Source organism: Mycobacterium sp., assembly GCF_035633495.1.
In the GTDB taxonomy this organism is placed as follows: Bacteria; Actinomycetota; Actinomycetes; order Mycobacteriales; family Mycobacteriaceae; genus Mycobacterium.
This window is the reverse complement of the sequence record NZ_DASQEU010000041.1, coordinates 13,533-33,794: the sequence shown is the minus strand read 5'-3', so window position 1 is coordinate 33,794 and position 20,262 is coordinate 13,533. Positions and strand designations below refer to the sequence as shown.

The following is a 20,262-nucleotide window of genomic DNA, read 5'->3' as shown; positions in this document are numbered from 1 at the left end:
GCGAGCCTAGTGGGCGCGGTTGCCACCCCGGCTCCGCGCGTAGTTAGAGGTCGAGGCCGATGTCCAGTACTCGCACCGAATGGGTGAGCGCCCCGACGGCCAGGTAGTCGACGCCGGTCCCTGCATACGCGGCAGCGTTGTCCAGCGACAGGCTGCCCGATGACTCCAACTTCACCCCCGGGGCGCGGGCGGCCCGTCGTTGCGCGGCCATCTGGGTCATCCACACCGGGAAGTTGTCCAGCAGGATCAGCGGAGCTACGCCGAGGTCCTCGCCGAGGATCTCGTCGAGTTGCTCGAGCGAGTCGACCTCGACTTCCACCGGCACGTCGGGAGCCACCTCACGCACGGCGTGCAGCGCGGCCACCACCGAACCCGCAGCGGCAACGTGGTTGTCCTTGATGAGCGCCGCATCCCCAAGGCCCATGCGGTGATTGACACCGCCGCCCACGCGGACAGCGTACTTCTGCAACACGCGCAGACCCGGCAGCGTCTTGCGGGTATCGCGAATCTTGGCCTCGGTGCCCGCGACCGCCTCCACCCATGCCGCGGTGGTGCTGGCGATTCCCGACAGATGACAGACCAGGTTCAGCATGGTGCGTTCGGCGGTCAGCAGTCCCCGGGTCGGCGCCTCGAGCACCAGCAGCGGGTCGCCGGGCTCGAGCCGCGTTCCGTCGTCGACGCGCGAGAGAACGCCGTACTCTCCCGCCCCGATGACCTCGTCGAGGACCAACAGCGCGATGTCCACGCCCGCGGCGACGCCCGCTTGCCGACTCACCATGGACGCCTTCGTGGTGGCGTCGGCGGGCACTGTTGCAAGGGACGTCACGTCGGGCCCGTAGCGAAGGTCTTCGTCAAGCCCGCGGTCAATCGTCGCCCGTGCCTCGTTCAACTCGTCGTCGTTGAGCTCCATCAGCAGCACACTTCCACGTCGCGGGCCACCGATGGCATGCCCTCGGACTGGAGTCGAACGGTGGTGCTCACCACCTGGGCGGGATCACGCTCGGGATGGTCGGCGCGGTGGTGACAGCCCCGCGACTCCACCCGATCGAAAGCTGCCGCTGCGACGACGGAGGCCGTGACGGCGAGTGCGGCGTCCTCGAAGTCGGCGCGGCTGGCCAATTCCCTCGCATCAGCCGTGCCGAGTAGTTCGGCTACGTGACTCAATCCGATCGCATCGCGCACGACCGAGGCGTGCCGCGTCATGGCGCGTTGCAGCTCCGCCCGCGGCAGCGCCACGCGGGTGGGTGGCTCGAAGGTGGCGCGCGGAGAGGACGCGTTCTCCGCGTGTTCGGCCGCGCCCATGCCGGCGCGACGACCCACTACGAGGCCCTCGAGCAGGCTGTTGGACGCGAGCCGATTGGCGCCGTGCATGCCGGTGCGGGCCACTTCACCCCCGGCGAAGAGACCCGCCAGTTCGGTACGCCCGTACACGTCCGTGACCACGCCACCGCAGCTGTAGTGGGCACCCGGTACCACCGGGATCAGCTGCCGGGTGGCGTCCACACCGGCGTCGAGGCACGCGGCGTTCACGGTGGGAAACCGTCGCGCGAAGTCGTCGACGCCGCGCGCGTCGAGATAGACACACGGGTCACCCGTCTGCGACAGCCGTTCGTCGATGGCTGCGGCCACCACGTCACGCGGAGCGAGATCACCCATCGGATGGACACCCGCGGTCACCGAATCACCGCGTCCATCAACGAGAATCGCGCCTTCGCCTCGAAGCGCTTCGGTGATCAGCGGTCGCCGCCCTCCGGCGTTCCCATCGAAGAGCATCGTCGGATGGAACTGGATGAACTCGATGTCGCTCACGGGTAGGCCCGCCCACAACGCCAGGGCCACGCCGTCGCCCGTCGATCCCTCCGGGTTGGTGGTTGCCGAGTACAGGTGACCAAGGCCTCCCGTGGCCAGAATCACCGAAGGAGCATGTATCACGCCGAGGCCGTCGTCATTGCGGACGAGCACCCCGGTGACGGCTCCTGCTTCGTGAAGAATCTGCAGCGCAACGTGTTTGCGTCTGATGACCAAGGTGTTGGCGGCGTGGTCCAGGGCCCGTTGCACCTCGGCACCGGTGGCGTCGCCGCCCGCGTGGATGATGCGCCGTCGGGAGTGCCCGCCTTCTCGCGTCAACGACCACTGCCCCGGCGCCGCCTCGTCGAACCGTGCGCCGAAGTCGACGAGCTCGGCCACGGCGGCGTACCCGTCGGCGACGATCGACGTCACCGCTTCGGGGTCGCACAGCCCGCCGCCTGCGGCGAGGGTGTCGGCCACGTGCGCCTCGATGGAGTCGTCCGTACGGGGCACCACCACCGCGATGCCACCCTGCGCGTAGAACGTCGCCGTTTCACTCGCCTTGCTCAGCACCACGACCCGGCGGCCGTGACGGTGTGCGGCCAACGCCGCGGCCAGCCCAGCCACGCCGGTGCCGACCACGACGACGTCGGCCCGCTGCTGCCAGTAGCCGGCGCCACCGCAGGACATCGTCATTCGCCGCCGCCGGGCTGCCCGATCTCGATCATGCGCTGCACGCTCGCCCGCGCCAGGCGGGCAGTGTCCTCGTCGACGTGTACCTCGTCCGCACCCTCGACCAGGCAGCGCAGCAGCGCCGCAGGAGTGATCATCTTCATGTATCTGCAGGACGCCCGGTCGTTCACGGCGCGGAAGTCGACTTCGGGTGCGGCGCGCCGCAATTGGTGCAACATGCCGACCTCGGTCGCGACGAGGACCTGGCGGGCGTTGGTCGCCCGGGCGGCGTCGAGCATGCCGCCGGTGGACAGGATCTTCACGCGGTCGTCGGGGAACGCGCCCTCCCCCGCCAGGTACAGTGCCGACGTGGCGCACCCGCATTCGGGATGGACGAACAGCTCGGCGTCCGGATGGGCCTTGGCCTGCGCGGCCAATTCGTCACCGTTGATCCCGGCGTGCACGTGGCATTCGCCCGCCCAGATGTGGAGGTTCTTGCGCCCGGTCACCCGACGGACGTGGGCGCCGAGGAACTGGTCGGGGCAGAACAGCACCTCGCGGTGCTCGGGAATCGAGGCGACCACCTCGACGGCGTTGGACGAGGTGCAGCAGATGTCGGTCAGCGCCTTCACCGCTGCCGTGGTGTTGACGTAGGACACGACGACGGCGTCGGGGAACTCGTCCTTCCACGCGCGTAGCTCGTCAGCGGTGATCGAGTCGGCCAGCGAACAGCCGGCGCGTTGATCGGGGATCAGCACCGTCTTGCCGGGGCTGAGGAGCTTGGCGGTCTCGGCCATGAAGTGGACCCCGCAGAACACGATCGTGTCCTCCGAAGCCTCGGCCGCGATCCGCGACAGCGCCAGGGAGTCGCCGACGTGATGGGCCACGTCCTGGATGGCGGGCAGCTGGTAGTTGTGCGCGAGCAGCGTGGCGTTGCGCAGGTCGGCAAGGCGCCGCACCTCCGCCACCCACTCCTCGTCGGCGACCACTCCGCCGTAGCCGGCGGGACCGTTCGTGATCTGAGCGGCCCAGCCGCCGCTTGACGCAGGAGTGAGGTCCAATACCGTCATGGTCGTCTCCTTTGATCCTGACGGGGTTTTCGACTTATGATCGAAAACATGCCCAATGTTAGCACTGCCCACGAAGTGCTCGCTGTCGTGTTTCAAGTTCGGCAGCTCTCCACGCGAAACCCGCAGCTCAGCGTGCTGCTGTGGGAGCGAGCCATGGAGCCGCAACGTGGGGCGTGGTCGCTGCCCGGCGGGCGGCTCCGCCACGACGAGGACATGACGAGTTCAGTTCGACGCCAACTCGCCGAGAAGGTCGACCTGCGCGAACTGACCCATCTCGAGCAGCTCGCGGTGTTCTCGGAGCCACAACGGGTGCCCGGCCCCCGCACCATCGCCTCGACGTTCCTCGGACTGGTGCCCTCCCCCGCCACCCCCGAACTCCCGCCGGACACCCGCTGGCATCCGGTGAGCGCCCTGCCGCCGATGGCCTTCGATCACCGACCGATGATTACCCACGCCCACGCCAGGCTGATCGCCAAGCTCTCCTACACCAACATCGGATTCGCCTTGGCACCAATGGAATTCGCTCTGTCGACGCTCAAGGACGTTTACGACGCAGCTCTGGGCTATCAGGTGGACGCCACCAATCTTCAGCGCGTCCTGGCCCGGCGCGGGGTGATCGTCCCGACCGGCACCACCGCAAAGTCGGGCCGCAGCGGAGGCAGACCGGCAGCCATGTACCGATTCACCGAGGCGCAGTACCGCGTCACCGACGAGTTCGCGGCCCTTCGGCCGCGACATGACACGCGTCCCTAATTGGATTTAAGGATTCGGTAAGAGACAATGACCGGATGGACTCTGGCAGTGCAGCCGTTTCGACCGGTGCCGAATGGATCGGGCGTGCGCCCCACGACGAGCTGCGCCGCAGGGCCCGCCCCGTGCTGCCGGACGCCGACCCGTTCTACGTTCCGCCCACCGGGTTCGAACATGCCAGGCCAGGCACGGTGCTGCGCTCGCGCGACGTCGAACTCGCGTTCCTCGGTCTGGTCCCCCAGAAGCTGACCGCGACGCAGCTACTGTACCGCTCGACCGATCTCAACGATCTCCCGCAGGCCGCCGTCACGACCATCGTGGTGCCCGCCGACCGGCCCGCGGGGACCAAGGGACCGATCCTCTCCTACCAATGCGCGATCGACGCGATCGCCGGAAGCTGCTTCCCGTCGTACGCCCTACGTCGTGGAGCCAAGGCCGTCGGCGCCCTTGCGCAGTTCGAGTTCCTCCTGGTGTCTGCGGCATTGGCCGAGGGATGGGCGGTATCGATCCCCGATCACGAGGGACCGCACGGCATTTGGGGCGCTCCCCACCAGCCCGGTTATCACGTCCTCGACGGTCTGCGTGCCGCTTTGAACATCGAGGCGCTGAACCTGTCACCCGAGGCCCCGATGGGACTCTGGGGTTACTCGGGCGGAGGCCTCGCCACCGCCTGGGCTACCGAGGTGCAAGCGACCTACGCGCCCGAACTCAATCTGGTGGGCGCCGTACTGGGCTCCCCCGTCGGAGATCTCGGGCACACGTTCCGCCGACTCAACGGCAGCTTCTTCTCGGGACTCCCCGCGATGGTGGTTGCCGCCCTCTCGCACGTCTACCCGGATCTCCACCGCGTCATCGACGAGCACGTGACCGTCGAGGGCAAGGCCATGCTGACCGACATCCAGCGGATGACGACTGCCCACGCCGTGCTCAAGCTCATTCGCAAGGACATGGACAATCTCGTCGACGCACCACTCGAGAACATCCTCCAGACGCCGGAGGTCCAGCACGTCTTCGACAGCATCAAACTCGGCACCGCAGCACCCTGCATTCCGGTGCTCGTCGTGCAGGCCGTTCACGATCGCATCGTCTCGGTTGCAGACATCGACGAGTTGACCCATGCCTACAGCGTCGGCGGCGCCGACGTGACGTACCACCGCGACATGTTCAGCGAACACATGCTGCTACATCCGATGTCCGCCCCGATGACGCTGCGCTGGTTGCGCGACCGCTTCGCCGGGCGGCCGCCGTCGAGCCACCGGGCACGGACCAAGTGGCCGACGCTGCTGAACCCTTCGACCTACCGCGGCATCATCCGGTTGGGGGCCATCAGTGCGAAGGTGATCACGGGTCGGCGAGTGGATCGGCTGCCGCTGTCGGAGCTGGATCTGTAGTCCTGTCGGGGGCTCCCAGGAACGCCACCTCGATCGGCGGCCACGCCCCCAGATCATCTCGCTTGGTCGACAAGGCGCAGATCGCGTAGACCAGCGCCGCCACTCCCGCCGGAAGGACGATCGACGCCGCGATCTGCAGCGGCGAGTGGCCGAAGAACACCGCAGGCGCTTGGTGGGTGTAGAACACGCGATGCTCCGGTGAGATCGGGGCCGCCGCGACGTCGACCACGCCGTGCCGCCAGCGCGCCAACGCGGCACCCACACCGGCCGCGGCGCCTGCTGCGGCCAGCGCGCCGATCGACAGCGCGCCGGCCATGACCGGCCCCCGATGCGGTCGCCACTGCCACACTGCGACCGCTGACGTCACCGCGAGTACGAACAAAAGCCCGGTCATCAGGAACGCGCCGAGGAAGAGGAGGTCAGACTCGTCGCCCACGTAGCCGCGCACCCGGTCCCCGTCCCGAGTCAACGCGATCACGAGTTGAATGGGCGGCGCCAGCCATGCCCACACGGCACCGACGACGACCCCGAGAAGCGCGAGACCCACCACGACTCGGATGGCCGCCTGGCGATGCGAAAGTCGCGGCGGCTCAAGCTGATCGGATCGTTCCAGCGAGGAGTCGGGCAGGGTCATCGCCTCTCCTCCAGGTCCTCGGAGTCAATCTCGCCGTGTCGCGAGCACTTCGCCGACCACCCGTCCGGACGCACCTGTACGATCATCCTCCGACCGCAGTCGGAGCAGAATCGCGGCGGTTCGAGCCCGAGACGGGCTGCCGTCGGAACGGTCCCGCCCTCGGGCTCGCCGGTGTAGACGTTGAACTTCGGCGGCATCGTCAGATGGTGGCGTTCAGCGCCTTGATCGGCATCTGCAGATCGTCGAGCAGCTCCAGGTCGGCCTCCGCGGGGCGGCCGAGGGTGGTCAGGTAGTTGCCGACGATCACCGCGTTGATGCCGCCGAGGATGCCCTGCTTGGCTCCGAGGTCGCCCAGGGTGATCTCGCGTCCACCGGCGAACCGAAGCATCGTGCGCGGGAGCGCGAGCCGGAACGCCGCGACCGCCTTCAGGGCCTCCGCGGCCGGAAGTACCTCCAGGTCACCGAATGGCGTACCAGGACGCGGGTTGAGGAAGTTGAGCGGCACTTCGTGTGGGTTCAGCTCGGCCAGGTTGGCAGCGAACTCGGCCCGCTGCTCCAGCGTCTCGCCCATGCCCAGGATGCCGCCGCAGCAGACCTCGATGCCTGCATCGCGCACCATCGCCAGGGTGTCCCGGCGCTCCTCCCAGGTGTGGGTGGTGACGACGTTGGTGAAGAACGAGCGCGCGGTCTCGAGGTTGTGGTTGTAGCGGTGCACGCCCATCTCGGCGAGCCGGTCGACCTGCTCCCGGGTGAGCATGCCCAGCGAGCAGGCGATCTGGATGTCGACCTCGTTGCGGATGGCCTCGATGCCTGCGGCGACCTGCGTCAGCAGGCGCTCGTCGGGCCCGCGGACGGCGGCGACGATGCAGAACTCGGTGGCGCCGGACTTCGCGGTCTGCTTGGCCGCCTCCACCAGGCTGGGGATGTCGAGCCAGGCACTGCGCACCGGCGAGTCGAAGAGCCCCGACTGCGAGCAGAAGTGGCAGTCCTCCGGGCAGCCACCGGTCTTGAGGCTGATGATGCCCTCGACCTCGACCTCGGGCCCGCACCACTTCATCCGGACGTCGTGGGCCAGCGCCAGCAGTTCCTCTAGCCGGTCGTCGGACAGCTGCAGCACCGCAAGCACCTGCTCCTGGTTCAGGCCCTCGCCCCGCTCGAGCACCTGCTCCCTGGCCAGACCCAACACGTCAGTCACCGCCTGCGTCACCCGCTCCACACTCCTCTTGGACACAAGAACTTGAACGGTGTTTAGGCTACAGGGGTGCAACTGCATCGACTCGACGTGGTCGAGAAGGCCGCCCAGCTCCTCGACGACTACGGAATCGCCGATCTGACGATGCGGCGGCTCGCCCGCGAACTCAACGTCACCCCGGGTGCGCTCTACTGGCACTTCGCCGACAAGCAGGCCCTGCTGGGAGCGGTCGCCGACCGGATCCTCGAGCCGGCCGCGCTGACGGTCGAGCGGGGGCAGTGGGCGGAACGCGTTCATGCCCTCTGCGCAGGCTTGCGCAACGCCCTGCTGTCCGCCACCGACGGCGCTGAGCTGGTCTCCGCGAGTTTCGCCGCGGGAAAGTCCGAGCGGATGGCCGAGATCTTGGAACGGCTCGACGTCGCTGCGGTCGAAGCCGGCATCGACCCGCCGAACGCCGACCTGGCCGCCAGAACCGTTCTCTACTACGTGCTGGGCTTCACCGCAGACGAGCAGTCCCGACTGCAGTGGGACGCCGCGGGAGCTCTGTCGGACGACCAGTCGGTCATGGCGACGAATCCCAACGGCCGCTTCACCTTCGGTCTTCGTTTACTGGTCGACGGAATGGCCGCGCAGCGCGTCGCCGCATCAGGCGATCACGGTGTCGACCCTGGCGTCGCCGTCCCAACGTCGTAGGCCCGCGAACGTGCCGAGGACGTCGTCGGCATCGATCGCCTCCAGCGCCGCGGCGAGGTCGGCGGGCGCCAGTCGGCGAGCCAACGTCACGTGAGGGGTCCATCGGCCGGGACGCACGTGGGGAAATGGCTCTGCCGCCAGGAACGGCGCACAGATCGAATCGACGGACTCGTGCAACCGCAGCAGTCCTGCCGCCGGCACGATCAGGCGAACAAGGGTGAGTGACCTTCGCCCGAATATCATCGGCGCACCGATGAGGCAGTCCAATGGCAGCTGTCGCGCGGGTTCCCATAGTGCCGCGTCGACGGCCGGGTCGATGCGTTGCGCCACGGTGAGCGTGACGTGAGGGCGATTGCTCGGTGACTCGTGGTGCGCCTGACTCGGCAGAGCGGCGTCGGCGAGTGCAGTCCACTGCCGACGGATGGCCGCGTCGGTGCACTGGTCGAACAGCAACTCGACAGAATGGGCCATGCCTAGAGACTCTGCACCCAGCCGGCGGGGAATGCGTCAGCGCTGAGCTCGGCAAAGGCCTGCGTCGCCAGTGCGCCCGCCCCGGCCGGTAGCGCCGCGCGGACCGGAGCGATGCGATCGAGTGCCTCGCGATTCGACGTCTCGGCGGGGCCCGGTTCCGACGGCCAGGACCCGACCACCAGACCTGCGCACGGAATGCCCCATGCGACAAGTGATTCCACGGTGAGCATGGTGTGGTTGAGCGTGCCCAGCCCTGCCCTCGCGACGACCAGCACGGCGGCGTCGAGATCGGTCGCCAGGTTCCGGAGCGTCACGCCGACGCCGTCGTCCCTGCCAAGCTCGACCAGCAGGCCACCAGCGCCCTCTACGAGCACCAACCGGCCGGGGCGGTCGAGCCTGTTGACGAGGGCAACCAACTCGGCCCGCGTCGGCAGCGGCAGCCCCGCCCGGTCTGCGGCGGCCGCGGGTGCGAGCGGCTCGGGGTACCGCCATCCCGAGGCAAGAGCATCGACGCCGGAGAGCCGCGCCACCTCGCCCAGATCGTCGTCGCCGTCGGCGGCGCCGGTCTGAACGGGCTTGCACACCGCGACGTCTATTCCCGCCAACCGGGCGTGGCACGCCAGTGCCGCAGTCGCGACGGTCTTGCCGACACCGGTGTCGGTGCCGGTGACGATCACGATGCTCATCGTGGCCGTTCGGTCGTCGAGAGGACTCCGGTCAACACACGGCGGGCCACGTCGAGGTCTTCGGCCGACAACGAGGCACGCGCGGTGAGACGCAATCGCGACGTGCCTGCAGGCACCGTCGGCGGGCGGAAGCAGCCCACCCTCACCCCGCGGGCCAGACACGCCGTCGCCGCGGCCAACGCCACCTCCGGTTCACCGAGGATGACCGACACCACGGCCGATTCGGGCACCTCTGAGACGCCGCACATCTCGGCGAGCGCAGCGGCGTGCCGAAGCGCCGCACCGGCCCGCCACGGTTCGTCGATGAGCACCTCGAGAGCCGCGAGCGCCGCCCCGACGGCCGCAGGGGCGATGCCCGTGTCGAAGATGAACGGCCGCGCGGCATCGATCAGATGGGCGCGGACGGCAGCCGGTCCGAGCACGACGCCACCCTGGCTGCCCAGCGCCTTCGACAGCGTCGTCGTCACCACCACGTCGGAGGCTCCGGCCAGGCCCGCCTCGTGCACCAGCCCCTGTCCCCCATCTCCGCGCACCCCGAGACCGTGCGCCTCGTCGACGATCAGCAGCGCCCCGTGCCGTCGGCACACGTCGTGCAGATCCCGTATCGGCGCCATCACGCCGTCGGCACTGAAGACCGAGTCGGTGACCACCACGGCACGCTGCTCGGCGCGGCCCCGCAGCGCGGCATCGACGGCGTCGACGTCGCGGTGCGGCGTGACCACCACCCGCGCCCTCGACAACCGGCAGGCGTCCACCAGCGACGCGTGAGTCAGTGCGTCGGACACCACGACCGAGCCCGGGCCGGACAGGGCTACGACGGCCCCCAGGTTGGCGGTGTAGCCGGACGAGAAGACCAACGCCGACTCGGCGCCGACGAACTCAGCCAGCCCGGTCTCGAAGTCCTCGTGCAGTGCGGTGTTGCCGGTGACCAGCCGGGAACCGGTCGAACCGGCGCCCCAGGTCTGCAGCGCACGGACTCCACCCTCGACGACGTGGGGGTGCAGAGACAACCCGAGATAGTCGTTCGAGGCCAAGTCGAGTTCGGCGTCTTCACCCGCGCCGGCCGGGTGCCGCACGCGCAGCGAGCGCCGCAAACCGGCCGCATGACGCTGCCGCTCGACGTCGTCGAGCCAGGCCAGCGGAGAGACTACTGCCCGCGTCACCTTGCCCCCTTCCGAAGGGCCTACGGAGAACTTGAACGCCGTTCAGGTTAGCGCACGCGCCACGCCCACCATCGCCGAGCCGATCCGCGCCACCTCGTCGGGCGTGCACACGTAGGGCGGCATCGCGTACACCAGATTGCGGAACGGACGCAGCCAGACACCGTGCCGCAGGGACGCCTCCGTAGCCACCCTCGTGTCCACGGGCTGCCGCATCTCGATCACGCCGATCGCGCCGAGCACCCGCACGTCGGCAACCCCGGCGAGCTCGCGCGCCGGGGCCAGCCCGGCCGTCAGGCCCTTCTCGATCTCACGCACCCGCTGCTGCCAGTCCTGACCGAGAAGCAACTCGACGGACGCCACCGACACCGCGCACGCCAGCGCGTTGGCCATGAACGTCGGCCCGTGCATCAGCGCGCCCGGGTCGCCGGCACTGATGGTCCGGGCAATGTCAGACGTACACAGCGTCGCTGCCAGCGTGACGTATCCCCCGGTCAATGCCTTGCCGACGCACATGATGTCCGGCCTGACGTCGACGTGGTCGGCCGCGAACAGTTCACCGGTCCTGCCGAAACCGGTCGCGATCTCGTCGAAGATCAGCAGCACGTCGTGGCGGGTGCAGGCGGCGCGAAGGTCCAGCAGATAGCGAGGATCGTGGAACCGCATGCCGCCGGCGCCCTGAACGACCGGTTCGACGATGACGGCCGCCAACTCGTGGGCGTGCCGGGCGAGTTGGTCCTCGAACGCCGCGCTGTAGACGGGGTCGTACTCGCTGGGCACTTGCGGCGCGAACACCTGCTGCGCGAGCACCGAGTGTTCCCCTGCGGACCACAGCTCGTGCATGCCGCCGTCGGGGTCGCACACGCTCATCGGAGTGAACGTGTCGCCGTGGTATCCGCCGCGCCAGGTCATCAGCCGGTACTTCCCAGGCTTGCCACGACTGCGCTGGAACTGTAGTGCCATCTTCGCGGCGACTTCGACCGCCACCGAGCCCGAATCACTGAAGAAGACGGTGTCCAGACCGTCGGGTGTGATCTGCACCAACAGCTCGGCCAAACGGGCGGCGGGCTCGTGGGTCAGCCCGCCGAACATCACGTGGTTCATCGTCGCGAGCTGCCGGGTGATGGCCGCGTCGAGGACGGGATGGCCGTGCCCATGGATTGCGGTCCACCACGAGCTCATCGCGTCGATCACGTCGACGGGCCGTCCGCCATCGATGACCGTCAGCGACGTGCCGCGAGCCGCGACCGCCACCACGGGTGGCATCGCATCGGCTGAGATCTTGCTGTACGGGTGCCACACGTGGGCGGCATCGATGGCGCTGATCTGGTCAGGCGTCAGCGGCGGCATGCAACCACCTTCCCCCGGGTGAGCGCGCATCACAAAACGGCCGTATCGCGGGTTGGGTAGATTGACCGACGACCATGTTGACGCTCTCCCCAGCCCGGACGGTCCCCGACACCGGATCCGGTTCCACCAAGCACGCCGTGATGGGCACCCGGGCGTCCGGCTTCTACCGGCACGATCTCGATGGGCTTCGCGGAATCGCCATCGCGCTGGTTGCCGTGTTCCACATCTGGTTCGGCAGGGTCTCCGGCGGCGTCGACGTGTTCCTCGCGCTGTCGGGCTTCTTCTTCGGCGGTCGGTTGCTACGCACCGCGCTGACTCCTGGCTCGTCGCTGTCGCCCGTGCCCGAGGTGATGCGGCTGATCCGTCGCCTGCTGCCCGCACTCGTCGTCGTGCTCGCCGCCTCTGCCGTTCTGACGATTCTCATCCAGCCCGAGACGCGCTGGGAGACCTTCGCCGACCAGAGCCTGGCCAGCCTCGGTTACTACCAGAACTGGGAGCTGGCCAACACGGCGTCGAACTACCTCCGTGCAGGCGAGGCCGTCAGCCCGCTCCAGCACATCTGGTCGATGTCGGTGCAAGGGCAGTTCTACATCGCGTTCCTCGCGCTGATCTTCGGGTTCGCCCACCTGCTGCGCAACCGACTGCGGTCGCACACCAGGCGCGCCTTGATCCTCTTGCTCGGCGCGCTGACCATCGCGTCGTTCGTCTACGCGGTCATCGCACACGCCGCGGATCCGTCGACGGCGTACTACAACAGCTTCGCCCGCGGCTGGGAACTGCTCCTCGGCGCCTTGGTGGGCGCACTGGTGCCGTACCTGAAGTGGCCGACGTGGCTGCGCTCGCTGCTCGCCGTCGTGGCGTTGGCCGCCATCCTGTCCTGCGGCGCCTTCATCGACGGCGTCAAGGAGTTCCCCGGACCGTGGGCGTTGGTGCCGGTCGGCGCGACGATGCTGTTCATCCTCAGCGGAGCCAACCGGATGGCCGATCCGCACCTGTCCTCCACCAACGGTCGGTTGCCCGCGATCAGCCGACTGCTGGCGACCAAGCCGTTCGTATCGCTGGGTTCGATGGCGTACTCGCTGTATCTCTGGCATTGGCCGCTCCTGATCTTTTGGCTGGCCTACTCGGGGCACACGCACGCGAACTTCCTCGAGGGCGCCGTCGTTCTTCTGGTGTCCGGTCTGCTGGCCTGGCTGACGACGAAGTTCATCGAAGAACCCCTTCGCCTGCGCGGATCGGCCACCGCCCTCGCCCAGCAGAAGCAAGCCGTCGTGATTCCGCTGCGGACCCGATTGCGGCGACCGACCATCGTGCTGGGCTCGATCGTCATCCTGCTCGGCGTCGCACTGACCGCCACGTCGTTCACCTGGCGTGAGCACATGACCATCCAGCGCGACAACGGCAAGGAACTGGCAGGGCTGTCGTCGCGCGACTACCCCGGTGCCCGTGCCCTCGTCAACAATGTCCGGGTGCCCAAGCTGCCGATGCGCCCCACCGTGCTCGAGGCCAAGGACGACGTCCCGGTCTCCACGACGAAGGGTTGCATCAGCGACTTCTCCAACATCGACATCATCAACTGCACCTTCGGCGACGAATCGGCGACCCGCACCATCGCCGTGGCAGGCGGGTCACACGCCGAGCACTGGATCACCGCGCTGGATCTGCTGGGCCGCACGCATCACTTCAAGGTCGTCACCTATCTGAAGATGGGCTGCCCGCTGACCACCGAGCTGGACCCGCTCGTCATGGGCGACAACCGGCCCTACCCGAAGTGCCGTGAGTGGAACCAGAAGGTGATGCCCAGGCTGATCGCCGATCACCCCGACTACGTCTTCACCACGTCCACCAGACCGTGGAACATCAAGGACGGCGACGTGATGCCGGGCTTCTACGTCGGCATCTGGCAGGACTTCTCGGACGCAGGCATTCCCGTCCTGGCGATGCGCGACACCCCGTGGCTGGTGAAGGACGGGAAGCCGTTCTTCCCCGCCGACTGCCTCGCCGACGGCGGTGACGCCATCTCCTGCGGCATCAAGCGCTCCGAGGTACTGTCCGACCACAATCCAACTCTGGATTTCGTCGCGCGTTTCCCGAAGCTGAAGCCGCTCGACATGAGTGACGCGGTGTGTCGCCAGGACCAATGCCGCGCAGTGGAGGGAAATGTGTTGGTGTATCACGATTCTCATCACATCTCGGCCACCTACATGCGCACCATGACCAACGAACTTGGTCGTCAGATCGCCGTCGCCACCGGCTGGTGGTGACGCGTGGTCTTCGCGATCTGGCCCGGCACCGCGTACCCGCTGGGTGCCACCTATGACGGTGCAGGCACCAACTTTTCGTTGTTCTCGGAGGTGGCCGAGAAGGTCGAACTGTGCCTGATCGACAAGGACGGTAGCGAAGAGCGCATCAACCTCGACGAGGTCGACGGCTACGTCTGGCACGCGTACCTACCCACCGTCACGCCGGGACAGCGCTACGGCTTCCGGGTGTACGGCCCATGGGATCCCGACGCGGGGCACCGGTGCGATCCCTCGAAGCTGCTCCTCGATCCGTACGGCAAGTCGTTTCACGGGGACTTCGACTTCACCCAGGCCCTGTTCTCCTACGACCTCGCCGTCGCCAAGAACGATCCGACGGCGACCGGCACGCCGCCCATGGTGGACTCGCTCGGTCACACCATGACCAGCGTCGTCATCAACCCGTTCTTCAACTGGGGCTCCGATCGCGCGCCCAACACTCCGTACCACGAAACCGTGATCTACGAGGCACACGTCAAGGGCATGACCCAAACCCATCCGGGCATCCCCGAGGATCAGCGGGGCACCTACGCCGGGCTGTGCCACCCCGTGATCCTCGACCACCTGAAGTCGCTGAACATCACGGCGATCGAACTGATGCCGGTACACCAGTTCATGCACGATCACCGGCTGCTCGATCTGGGTCTGCGAAACTACTGGGGCTACAACACCTTCGGGTTTCTCGCCCCGCACTATCAGTACGCCGCGAATCAAAGCGCGGGCGGCGCCGTCGCCGAGTTCAAGAACATGGTCCGGTCCTTCCACGTGGCAGGCATCGAGGTCATCCTCGACGTCGTCTACAACCACACCGCTGAAGGCAATCACCTAGGCCCCACCATCAACTTCCGCGGTATCGACAACGCGGGCTACTACCGCCTGCTCGACGGCAACCTCAAGCTCTACAAGGACTTCACCGGGACGGGCAACAGTCTCAACGTGCGCCACCCGCACTCGCTTCAACTCATCATGGATTCGCTGCGGTACTGGGTGATCGACATGCACGTCGACGGCTTTCGCTTCGACCTCGCGTCGACGCTGGCCCGCGAGTTCTACGACGTCGACCGCCTGTCGGCGTTCTTCGATCTGGTGCAGCAGGATCCGGTGATCAGCCAGGTGAAACTCATCGCCGAACCGTGGGACATCGGTGAGGGCGGATATCAGGTCGGAAACTTCCCTGGTTTGTGGACCGAGTGGAACGGGCAATACCGCGACACTGTGCGTGACTACTGGCGGGGAGAACCCGCAACACTCAACGAGTTCGCCTCGCGGCTGACCGGTTCATCCGACCTTTACGAGGCGACTGGCCGCCGACCGAGCGCAAGCATCAACTTCGTCACCGCCCACGATGGCTTCACGCTGGCGGACCTGGTGTCCTACAACGAGAAGCACAACGAAGCCAACGGCGAGGGCAACAGGGACGGCGAGAGCCACAACCGGTCGTGGAACTGCGGCGTCGAAGGCCCCACAGACGACCCCGACGTCCTGAAGCTGCGCGCCAAGCAGATGCGCAACATCCTTGCGACGCTTATGGTCAGCCAGGGCACCCCCATGATCAGTCACGGGGACGAGTTCGGACGCACTCAGCGCGGTAACAACAACGTGTACTGCCAGGACTCCGAGATCGCATGGATGGACTGGACGCTGTGCGAGACCAACGCCGACCTGATGACGTTCGCGCGCACGGTGACCGCGCTGCGCAAGAACCATCCCGTATTTCGGCGCCGTCGCTTCTTCGACGGCAAGCTGACCCGCAACGGCGACGAGGACATCCGCGACATCGCCTGGCTGACCACGGCCGGGGTGCCGATGACGCCGGACGACTGGAACTCGGGCTTCCAGTGCGTGGCCGTCTTCCTCAACGGCGACGCGATACCCGCGCCGAACGCCCGCGGTGAACGGGTGGTCGACGACACCTTCCTCCTCTGCTTCAACGCGCACTCCGACCCCGTCGAATTCGTTGCCGCAGAAGGCGACTACGCCGCTGAATGGACCGCCGAGCTCGATTCGGCAGAGTCGACCGGCAGCAGCGATCTGGTGGTGAACGCCGGCGAGACGTTCTCGGTTCAGGGTCGGTCGATCATCCTCCTCCGGAAGACGGTCTGACCCGTGGCGATCCTATCGACGTACAGATTGCAGATGCGCGGCCAAGCCAGCGGGCAGGCGTTCACGTTCGCTGACGCGCTCAATCAACTGGACTACCTTCAAGACCTTGGTGTTTCGCACCTCTACCTGTCGCCCATCCTGACCGCCGCCACCGGCTCATCGCACGGATACGACGTCACCGATCCGGCATCGGTGTCGGCCGAACTCGGCGGTGCCGAGGGATTGGCCACGCTCGCGGAAGCGGCGCACACACGTGGCATGGGACTGATCGTCGACATCGTGCCCAACCACGTCGGAGTCGATGATCCGACGGAGAACGCCTGGTGGTGGGACGTTCTCATGAATGGTCGTGAGTCGGCCTACGTGTCGTTCTTCGACATCGACTGGACGCTGGACCCCGACGGCCGCGTCGTTCTGCCGGTTCTTGGCGACGACGGGGATCTCGACGATCTGACCGTCGACGGGGACGTGCTGCGGCTCGGCGACCGCATCTGGCCGATCGCGCCGGGTACCGGCGCCGGGACTGCCGCCGATGTATATAGCCGCCAGCACTACAAGCTGATCGGCTGGCGGCACAACGTGTGCGGCTACCGGCGGTTCTTCTCGATCACCTCCCTGGCCGCACTGCGCCAAGAGGACAGGGCCGTCTTCGACGCCACCCACGTGGAGGTCAAGCGGTGGTTCACCGAAGGCCTCGTCGACGGACTTCGCATCGACCATCCCGACGGATTGTCCGATCCCGCAGGTTATCTCGAATGGCTGCGGGAGCTCGCCGGCCCCGACGCCTGGATCGTCATCGAGAAGATCCTCGCGCCCGACGAGACCCTCGAACCGTCTCTGCCGGTCGCGGGCACCACGGGCTACGACGCGCTGCGGGACATCGGTGGTGTGCTGGTCGACCCGGCCGGAGCAGGCGACCAGGAGCCGCTCGAATCGACGATCCGTCGTCTGAAGGTCGCCACCGCCACCGACACCTTGGCCAGCGAACTCGCTCGCGCGCGCCGGGCCATCGTGGCGGCCGTCGGCGCCGACCACCCCAGACTGCCCGACGCCGTCGCCGCCCTGCTGTCGCACATCGGGGTGTACCGGTCCGACTACCGCGGGCTGGCCGCCGTGATGCCGACGGCGCTTGCCGAAACTGCCTCTGCCGAGCCCGATCTGAGCGAGGCCCTGGTGCTCGTCGCCGCCGCGTTGAACCACGTCGAACCCGCCACCCGGCTCCAGCAGCTGTGCGGCGCCGTCACCGCCAAGTCGGTCGAGGACTGCCTGTTCTACCGGGATGCCCGACTGGTTTCCCTCAACGAAGTCGGTGGCGAACCGGAACGCTTCGGCGTCACTGCCGCGGAGTTCCACCACAGCACGGCGGTGCGGGCGCGTCATTGGCCGTCGGCAATGGTCACGTTGTCGACCCACGACACCAAGCGCAGCGAGGACGTGCGCGCGCGGATCGGCGGGCTGTCGCAGGTGCCCGGCCTGTGGGCCGAGTTGCTGTCCTCCTGGACGCTGACGACCCCGCCGCCGGACGCAGCGACCGGATCCTTCCTATTGCAGAACGCCTTCGGCGTGTGGCCCGCGGACGGCGCCGTGACCGACGCACTGCGGACCAGGCTCCATGCGTACGCAGAGAAGGCGATCAGGGAAGCCGCGCTGCACACCAGCTGGAACGACACCGACGAGGAGTTCGAGGCCGCCGTGCATCGCTGGCTCGACGAGCTGATCGACGGCCCGGTCGCGGTGGAGATGAGCAGCCTGGTCGCGCAATTGGACGTGCACGCGCAGAGCGACTCGCAGGTACAGAAGCTGCTCTCGCTGACGGTGCCCGGCATTCCCGACGTGTATCAGGGCACCGAGCTGTGGGACGACAGCCTCGTCGACCCCGACAATCGCCGCCCAGTCGACTACCAGGCGCGACGCGACGAGCTGAAGACGTTGAGCGAAGCGAAGATTCGCATCGTCACTGCCGCGTTGCACTCACGCGCAGATCGTCCCGACTCCTACCTCGCCGGGGGGTACGCCCCCGTCCTCGCCGAGGGCGCTGCCGCCCGGCACCTGGTCGCCTTCCTCCGTGGCGACGACGTGCTGGTGGCCGTCCAACGGTGGACGGTGACTCTCTCCGAAACCGGTTGGGACGACACGTCGCTCCCCCTGCCCGACGGTGAGTGGGTGGACCGCCTGACCGGTCGGACGTTCAGCGGCCGGGCCGGCGCGGCGGAGCTCTTCGCCGACCTGCCCGCGGCACTCTTGGAGCGCACCCTTGCCTGATCACGAATTCGCCGTCTGGGCACCCAAGCCCGACCGCGTTCAGCTGGACGTCGACGGCACGCTTCACCCCATGACACCGTCCGACGACGGCTGGTGGCGCGCGGTCGTGGACGCAAAGGTTGACAGCCGGTACGGCTTCGTCCTCGACGACGACGAGGCTGTACTGCCGGACCCCCGTTCGCCGCGCCAGCCCGATGGTGTGCACGAGCTGTCGCAATTGTGGGATCCGTCGACCGTGGCGTGGACCGACTCCGGCTGGGCAGGCACGTCGATCGAGGGTGGGGTGATCTACGAGCTGCACGTCGGCACGTTCACCGCCGAGGGCACCTTCGATTCGACGATCGAAAAGCTCGACTACCTCGTCGATCTCGGCGTGGACCTCGTCGAACTGATGCCGGTCAACTCCTTCAGCGGCACGCGCGGCTGGGGATACGACGGCGTGCTGTGGTTCAGCGTTCAGGAAAGCTACGGTGGGCCCGACGGATTGGTCCGACTCGTCGACGCCTGTCACGCTCGCGGTCTCGGGATCCTGATCGACGCGGTCTTCAACCACCTCGGGCCGTCGGGCAATTACCTACCGAGGTACGGGCCCTACCTGACCGAGGCCAACACCGGCTGGGGGCAGGGGATCAACATCTCCGACGCCGGCGCGGACGAGGTCCGCCAGTACATCCTCGACTGTGCGCTGCGGTGGATGAGGGACTTCCACGCCGACGGTCTACGTCTGGACGCCGTGCACGCACTGGCCGACCACACGGCAATTCACATCCTCGAGGAGTTGTCGACCGAAACCGAGACCCTCGCTGAGCAATTGGGGCGGCCGCTGTCGCTCATCGCCGAGAGCGACCTCAACGATCCACGGCTCATCACGCCGCGCGACCGCGGTGGATACGGCATGACCGCGCAGTGGGACGACGACATCCATCACGCCATTCACACGGCGGTGTCCGGTGAGCGGCAAGGCTATTACTCCGATTTCGGCTCGCTGGAAGCGCTCTCCAACACCCTGAAGAACGGCTACTTCCACGCGGGTACGTACTCGTCGTTCCGGCATCGGCGGCACGGCCGACCGCTGGACACTGCTACGATCCCCGCCACCCGGCTACTGGCCTACACCTCTGATCACGATCAGGTGGGCAATCGCGCGCTCGGTGATCGACCATCGCAGAATCTGAACTTCGGGCAGCTCGCCGTCAAGGCCGCACTGGTCCTCGGCTCGCCCTATACGGCGATGCTCTTCATGGGCGAAGAATGGGCGTCGTCGAGCCCGTTCCAGTTCTTCACCTCACATCCCGAGCCGGAGTTGGCGAGAGCGACCGCCGAGGGCCGCAAGGCGGAGTTCGCCGAACACGGCTGGGATGCCGACGAGATTCCCGATCCTCAGGATCCCGAGACGTTCTCGCGCTCCAAGCTGAAGTGGGACGAGATCGACATCGGCCATCACGCGCGACTGCGCGAGCTGTATCGCGCGCTGATCGCGTTGCGCCACGACGAGCCGGATCTGGCCGACCCGTGGCTGGATCACATGCGCATCGACTACGACGAGTCGCAGCGTTGGATCACGTTGCACCGCGGTGCCTTCGCCATCGTGTGCAACCTCGGCGAGAATGCGGTCACCGTGCCCGTCGCCGGTGACGTGATGCTGGCCTCTGACGAACCGACGGTGGGTGAATCGACCACGCTGCAGGGGTATTCGTTCGCGATTCTGCGTGCTGTCAAACGCTGATCCACAGCCGCACC

17 protein-coding genes are annotated in these 20,262 nt (G+C 67.4%); 7 read left to right on the top strand and 10 right to left on the bottom strand.

All coding sequences use genetic code 11. From position 1 onward, the window contains the following. Nucleotides 1–43: 43 nt before the first annotated feature. From nadC to nadA, 3 genes are read right to left on the bottom strand one after another with little or no spacing between them, the layout of a single operon-like run. A complete protein-coding gene (nadC, locus tag VET27_RS06260) occupies nucleotides 44–910 on the bottom strand; it encodes a carboxylating nicotinate-nucleotide diphosphorylase (protein WP_526516185.1) in 867 nt (288 codons plus the stop codon). Beyond that, nucleotides 910–2,484 (bottom strand): L-aspartate oxidase, encoded by a 1,575-nt coding sequence (locus tag VET27_RS06255; protein ID WP_526516183.1) that lies wholly within the window; start codon nucleotides 2,482–2,484, stop codon nucleotides 910–912. The genes nadC and VET27_RS06255 overlap by 1 nt, the downstream gene beginning before the upstream one ends. Next, nucleotides 2,481–3,530 (bottom strand): quinolinate synthase NadA, encoded by a 1,050-nt coding sequence (gene nadA, locus VET27_RS06250; RefSeq protein ID WP_526516181.1) that lies wholly within the window; start codon nucleotides 3,528–3,530, stop codon nucleotides 2,481–2,483. Before nadA ends, VET27_RS06255 begins: the two co-directional genes overlap by 4 nt. 48 nt (nucleotides 3,531–3,578) lie before the next feature. Between nadA and VET27_RS06245 the strand changes: the two genes are divergently transcribed. After that, nucleotides 3,579–4,283 carry an NrtR DNA-binding winged helix domain-containing protein gene (locus tag VET27_RS06245; protein WP_526516179.1) on the top strand — a complete coding sequence of 235 codons (705 nt, stop codon included), beginning with the start codon at nucleotides 3,579–3,581 and terminating at the stop codon, nucleotides 4,281–4,283. 35 nt (nucleotides 4,284–4,318) lie between these two features. Beyond that, nucleotides 4,319–5,671 carry a lipase family protein gene (locus VET27_RS06240; protein ID WP_526516177.1) on the top strand — a complete coding sequence of 451 codons (1,353 nt, stop codon included), beginning with the start codon at nucleotides 4,319–4,321 and terminating at the stop codon, nucleotides 5,669–5,671. Here VET27_RS06240 and VET27_RS06235 read toward each other — a convergent pair. From VET27_RS06235 to bioB, 3 genes are read right to left on the bottom strand one after another with little or no spacing between them, the layout of a single operon-like run. Next, the gene (locus VET27_RS06235) at nucleotides 5,622–6,305 is read right to left on the bottom strand and encodes a DUF2567 domain-containing protein (RefSeq protein ID WP_526516175.1); all 684 of its coding nucleotides are present in this window, start codon (nucleotides 6,303–6,305) and stop codon (nucleotides 5,622–5,624) included. The genes VET27_RS06240 and VET27_RS06235 overlap by 50 nt on opposite strands. After that, the gene (gene bsaP / locus VET27_RS06230; protein ID WP_526516173.1) at nucleotides 6,302–6,502 is read right to left on the bottom strand and encodes a biotin synthase auxiliary protein BsaP; all 201 of its coding nucleotides are present in this window, start codon (nucleotides 6,500–6,502) and stop codon (nucleotides 6,302–6,304) included. Before bsaP ends, VET27_RS06235 begins: the two co-directional genes overlap by 4 nt. 2 nt (nucleotides 6,503–6,504) lie before the next feature. After that, entirely contained in the window at nucleotides 6,505–7,500 is a 996-nt protein-coding gene (bioB, locus tag VET27_RS06225) for a biotin synthase BioB (RefSeq protein WP_526516247.1), read from the bottom strand. Between the two features lie 66 nt (nucleotides 7,501–7,566). Between bioB and VET27_RS06220 the strand changes: the two genes are divergently transcribed. Continuing rightward, a complete protein-coding gene (locus tag VET27_RS06220; protein ID WP_526516171.1) occupies nucleotides 7,567–8,190 on the top strand; it encodes a TetR/AcrR family transcriptional regulator in 624 nt (207 codons plus the stop codon). On the opposite strand, the gene VET27_RS06215 is transcribed toward VET27_RS06220, so the two are convergent. From VET27_RS06215 to bioA, 4 genes are read right to left on the bottom strand one after another with little or no spacing between them, the layout of a single operon-like run. Then, a complete protein-coding gene (locus VET27_RS06215; protein ID WP_526516169.1) occupies nucleotides 8,143–8,661 on the bottom strand; it encodes a 2'-5' RNA ligase family protein in 519 nt (172 codons plus the stop codon). The genes VET27_RS06220 and VET27_RS06215 overlap by 48 nt on opposite strands. Before the next feature lie 2 nt (nucleotides 8,662–8,663). After that, the gene (gene bioD, locus VET27_RS06210) at nucleotides 8,664–9,347 is read right to left on the bottom strand and encodes a dethiobiotin synthase (protein WP_526516167.1); all 684 of its coding nucleotides are present in this window, start codon (nucleotides 9,345–9,347) and stop codon (nucleotides 8,664–8,666) included. After that, on the bottom strand, nucleotides 9,344–10,510 hold the full coding sequence (bioF, locus tag VET27_RS06205) for an 8-amino-7-oxononanoate synthase (protein WP_526516165.1): 1,167 nt from the start codon (nucleotides 10,508–10,510) through the stop codon (nucleotides 9,344–9,346). The genes bioD and bioF overlap by 4 nt, the downstream gene beginning before the upstream one ends. A gap of 42 nt (nucleotides 10,511–10,552) precedes the next feature. Then, complete coding sequence (bioA, locus tag VET27_RS06200; RefSeq protein ID WP_526516163.1) at nucleotides 10,553–11,857, bottom strand: adenosylmethionine--8-amino-7-oxononanoate transaminase; 1,305 nt, start codon at nucleotides 11,855–11,857, stop codon at nucleotides 10,553–10,555. Nucleotides 11,858–11,931: 74 nt separating this feature from the next. Here bioA and sucT point away from each other — a divergent pair, with 74 nt between their 5' ends. Genes sucT through treZ form a run of 4 tightly spaced genes read left to right on the top strand, consistent with a single transcriptional unit; the run spans nucleotide 11,932 to nucleotide 20,248 of the window. Continuing rightward, nucleotides 11,932–14,121, top strand: coding sequence for an acetyltransferase SucT (gene sucT / locus VET27_RS06195; protein ID WP_526516161.1), 2,190 nt, complete (start codon nucleotides 11,932–11,934; stop codon nucleotides 14,119–14,121). A gap of 3 nt (nucleotides 14,122–14,124) precedes the next feature. Next, entirely contained in the window at nucleotides 14,125–16,260 is a 2,136-nt protein-coding gene (gene glgX / locus VET27_RS06190; RefSeq protein WP_526516159.1) for a glycogen debranching protein GlgX, read from the top strand. 3 nt (nucleotides 16,261–16,263) lie between these two features. Further along, complete coding sequence (treY, locus tag VET27_RS06185; protein ID WP_526516157.1) at nucleotides 16,264–18,522, top strand: malto-oligosyltrehalose synthase; 2,259 nt, start codon at nucleotides 16,264–16,266, stop codon at nucleotides 18,520–18,522. Then, complete coding sequence (gene treZ / locus VET27_RS06180; protein WP_526516155.1) at nucleotides 18,515–20,248, top strand: malto-oligosyltrehalose trehalohydrolase; 1,734 nt, start codon at nucleotides 18,515–18,517, stop codon at nucleotides 20,246–20,248. Before treY ends, treZ begins: the two co-directional genes overlap by 8 nt. Nucleotides 20,249–20,262 lie beyond the last annotated feature (14 nt).

Bases quoted from the DNA above. Each gene is read 5' to 3' on its own strand.
- bsaP (WP_526516173.1), bottom strand. From the start codon at position 6,502: ATGCCGCCGAAGTTCAACGTCTACACCGGCGAGCCCGAGGGCGGGACC.
- sucT (WP_526516161.1), top strand. From the start codon at position 11,932: ATGTTGACGCTCTCCCCAGCCCGGACGGTCCCCGACACCGGATCCGGT.
- bioD (WP_526516167.1), bottom strand. From the start codon at position 9,347: ATGAGCATCGTGATCGTCACCGGCACCGACACCGGTGTCGGCAAGACC.
- VET27_RS06255 (WP_526516183.1), bottom strand. From the start codon at position 2,484: ATGACGATGTCCTGCGGTGGCGCCGGCTACTGGCAGCAGCGGGCCGAC.
- VET27_RS06240 (WP_526516177.1), top strand. From the start codon at position 4,319: ATGGACTCTGGCAGTGCAGCCGTTTCGACCGGTGCCGAATGGATCGGG.
- VET27_RS06235 (WP_526516175.1), bottom strand. From the start codon at position 6,305: ATGACCCTGCCCGACTCCTCGCTGGAACGATCCGATCAGCTTGAGCCG.
- nadC (WP_526516185.1), bottom strand. From the start codon at position 910: ATGGAGCTCAACGACGACGAGTTGAACGAGGCACGGGCGACGATTGAC.
- bioA (WP_526516163.1), bottom strand. From the start codon at position 11,857: ATGCCGCCGCTGACGCCTGACCAGATCAGCGCCATCGATGCCGCCCAC.
- nadA (WP_526516181.1), bottom strand. From the start codon at position 3,530: ATGACGGTATTGGACCTCACTCCTGCGTCAAGCGGCGGCTGGGCCGCT.
- VET27_RS06245 (WP_526516179.1), top strand. From the start codon at position 3,579: ATGCCCAATGTTAGCACTGCCCACGAAGTGCTCGCTGTCGTGTTTCAA.
- VET27_RS06215 (WP_526516169.1), bottom strand. From the start codon at position 8,661: ATGGCCCATTCTGTCGAGTTGCTGTTCGACCAGTGCACCGACGCGGCC.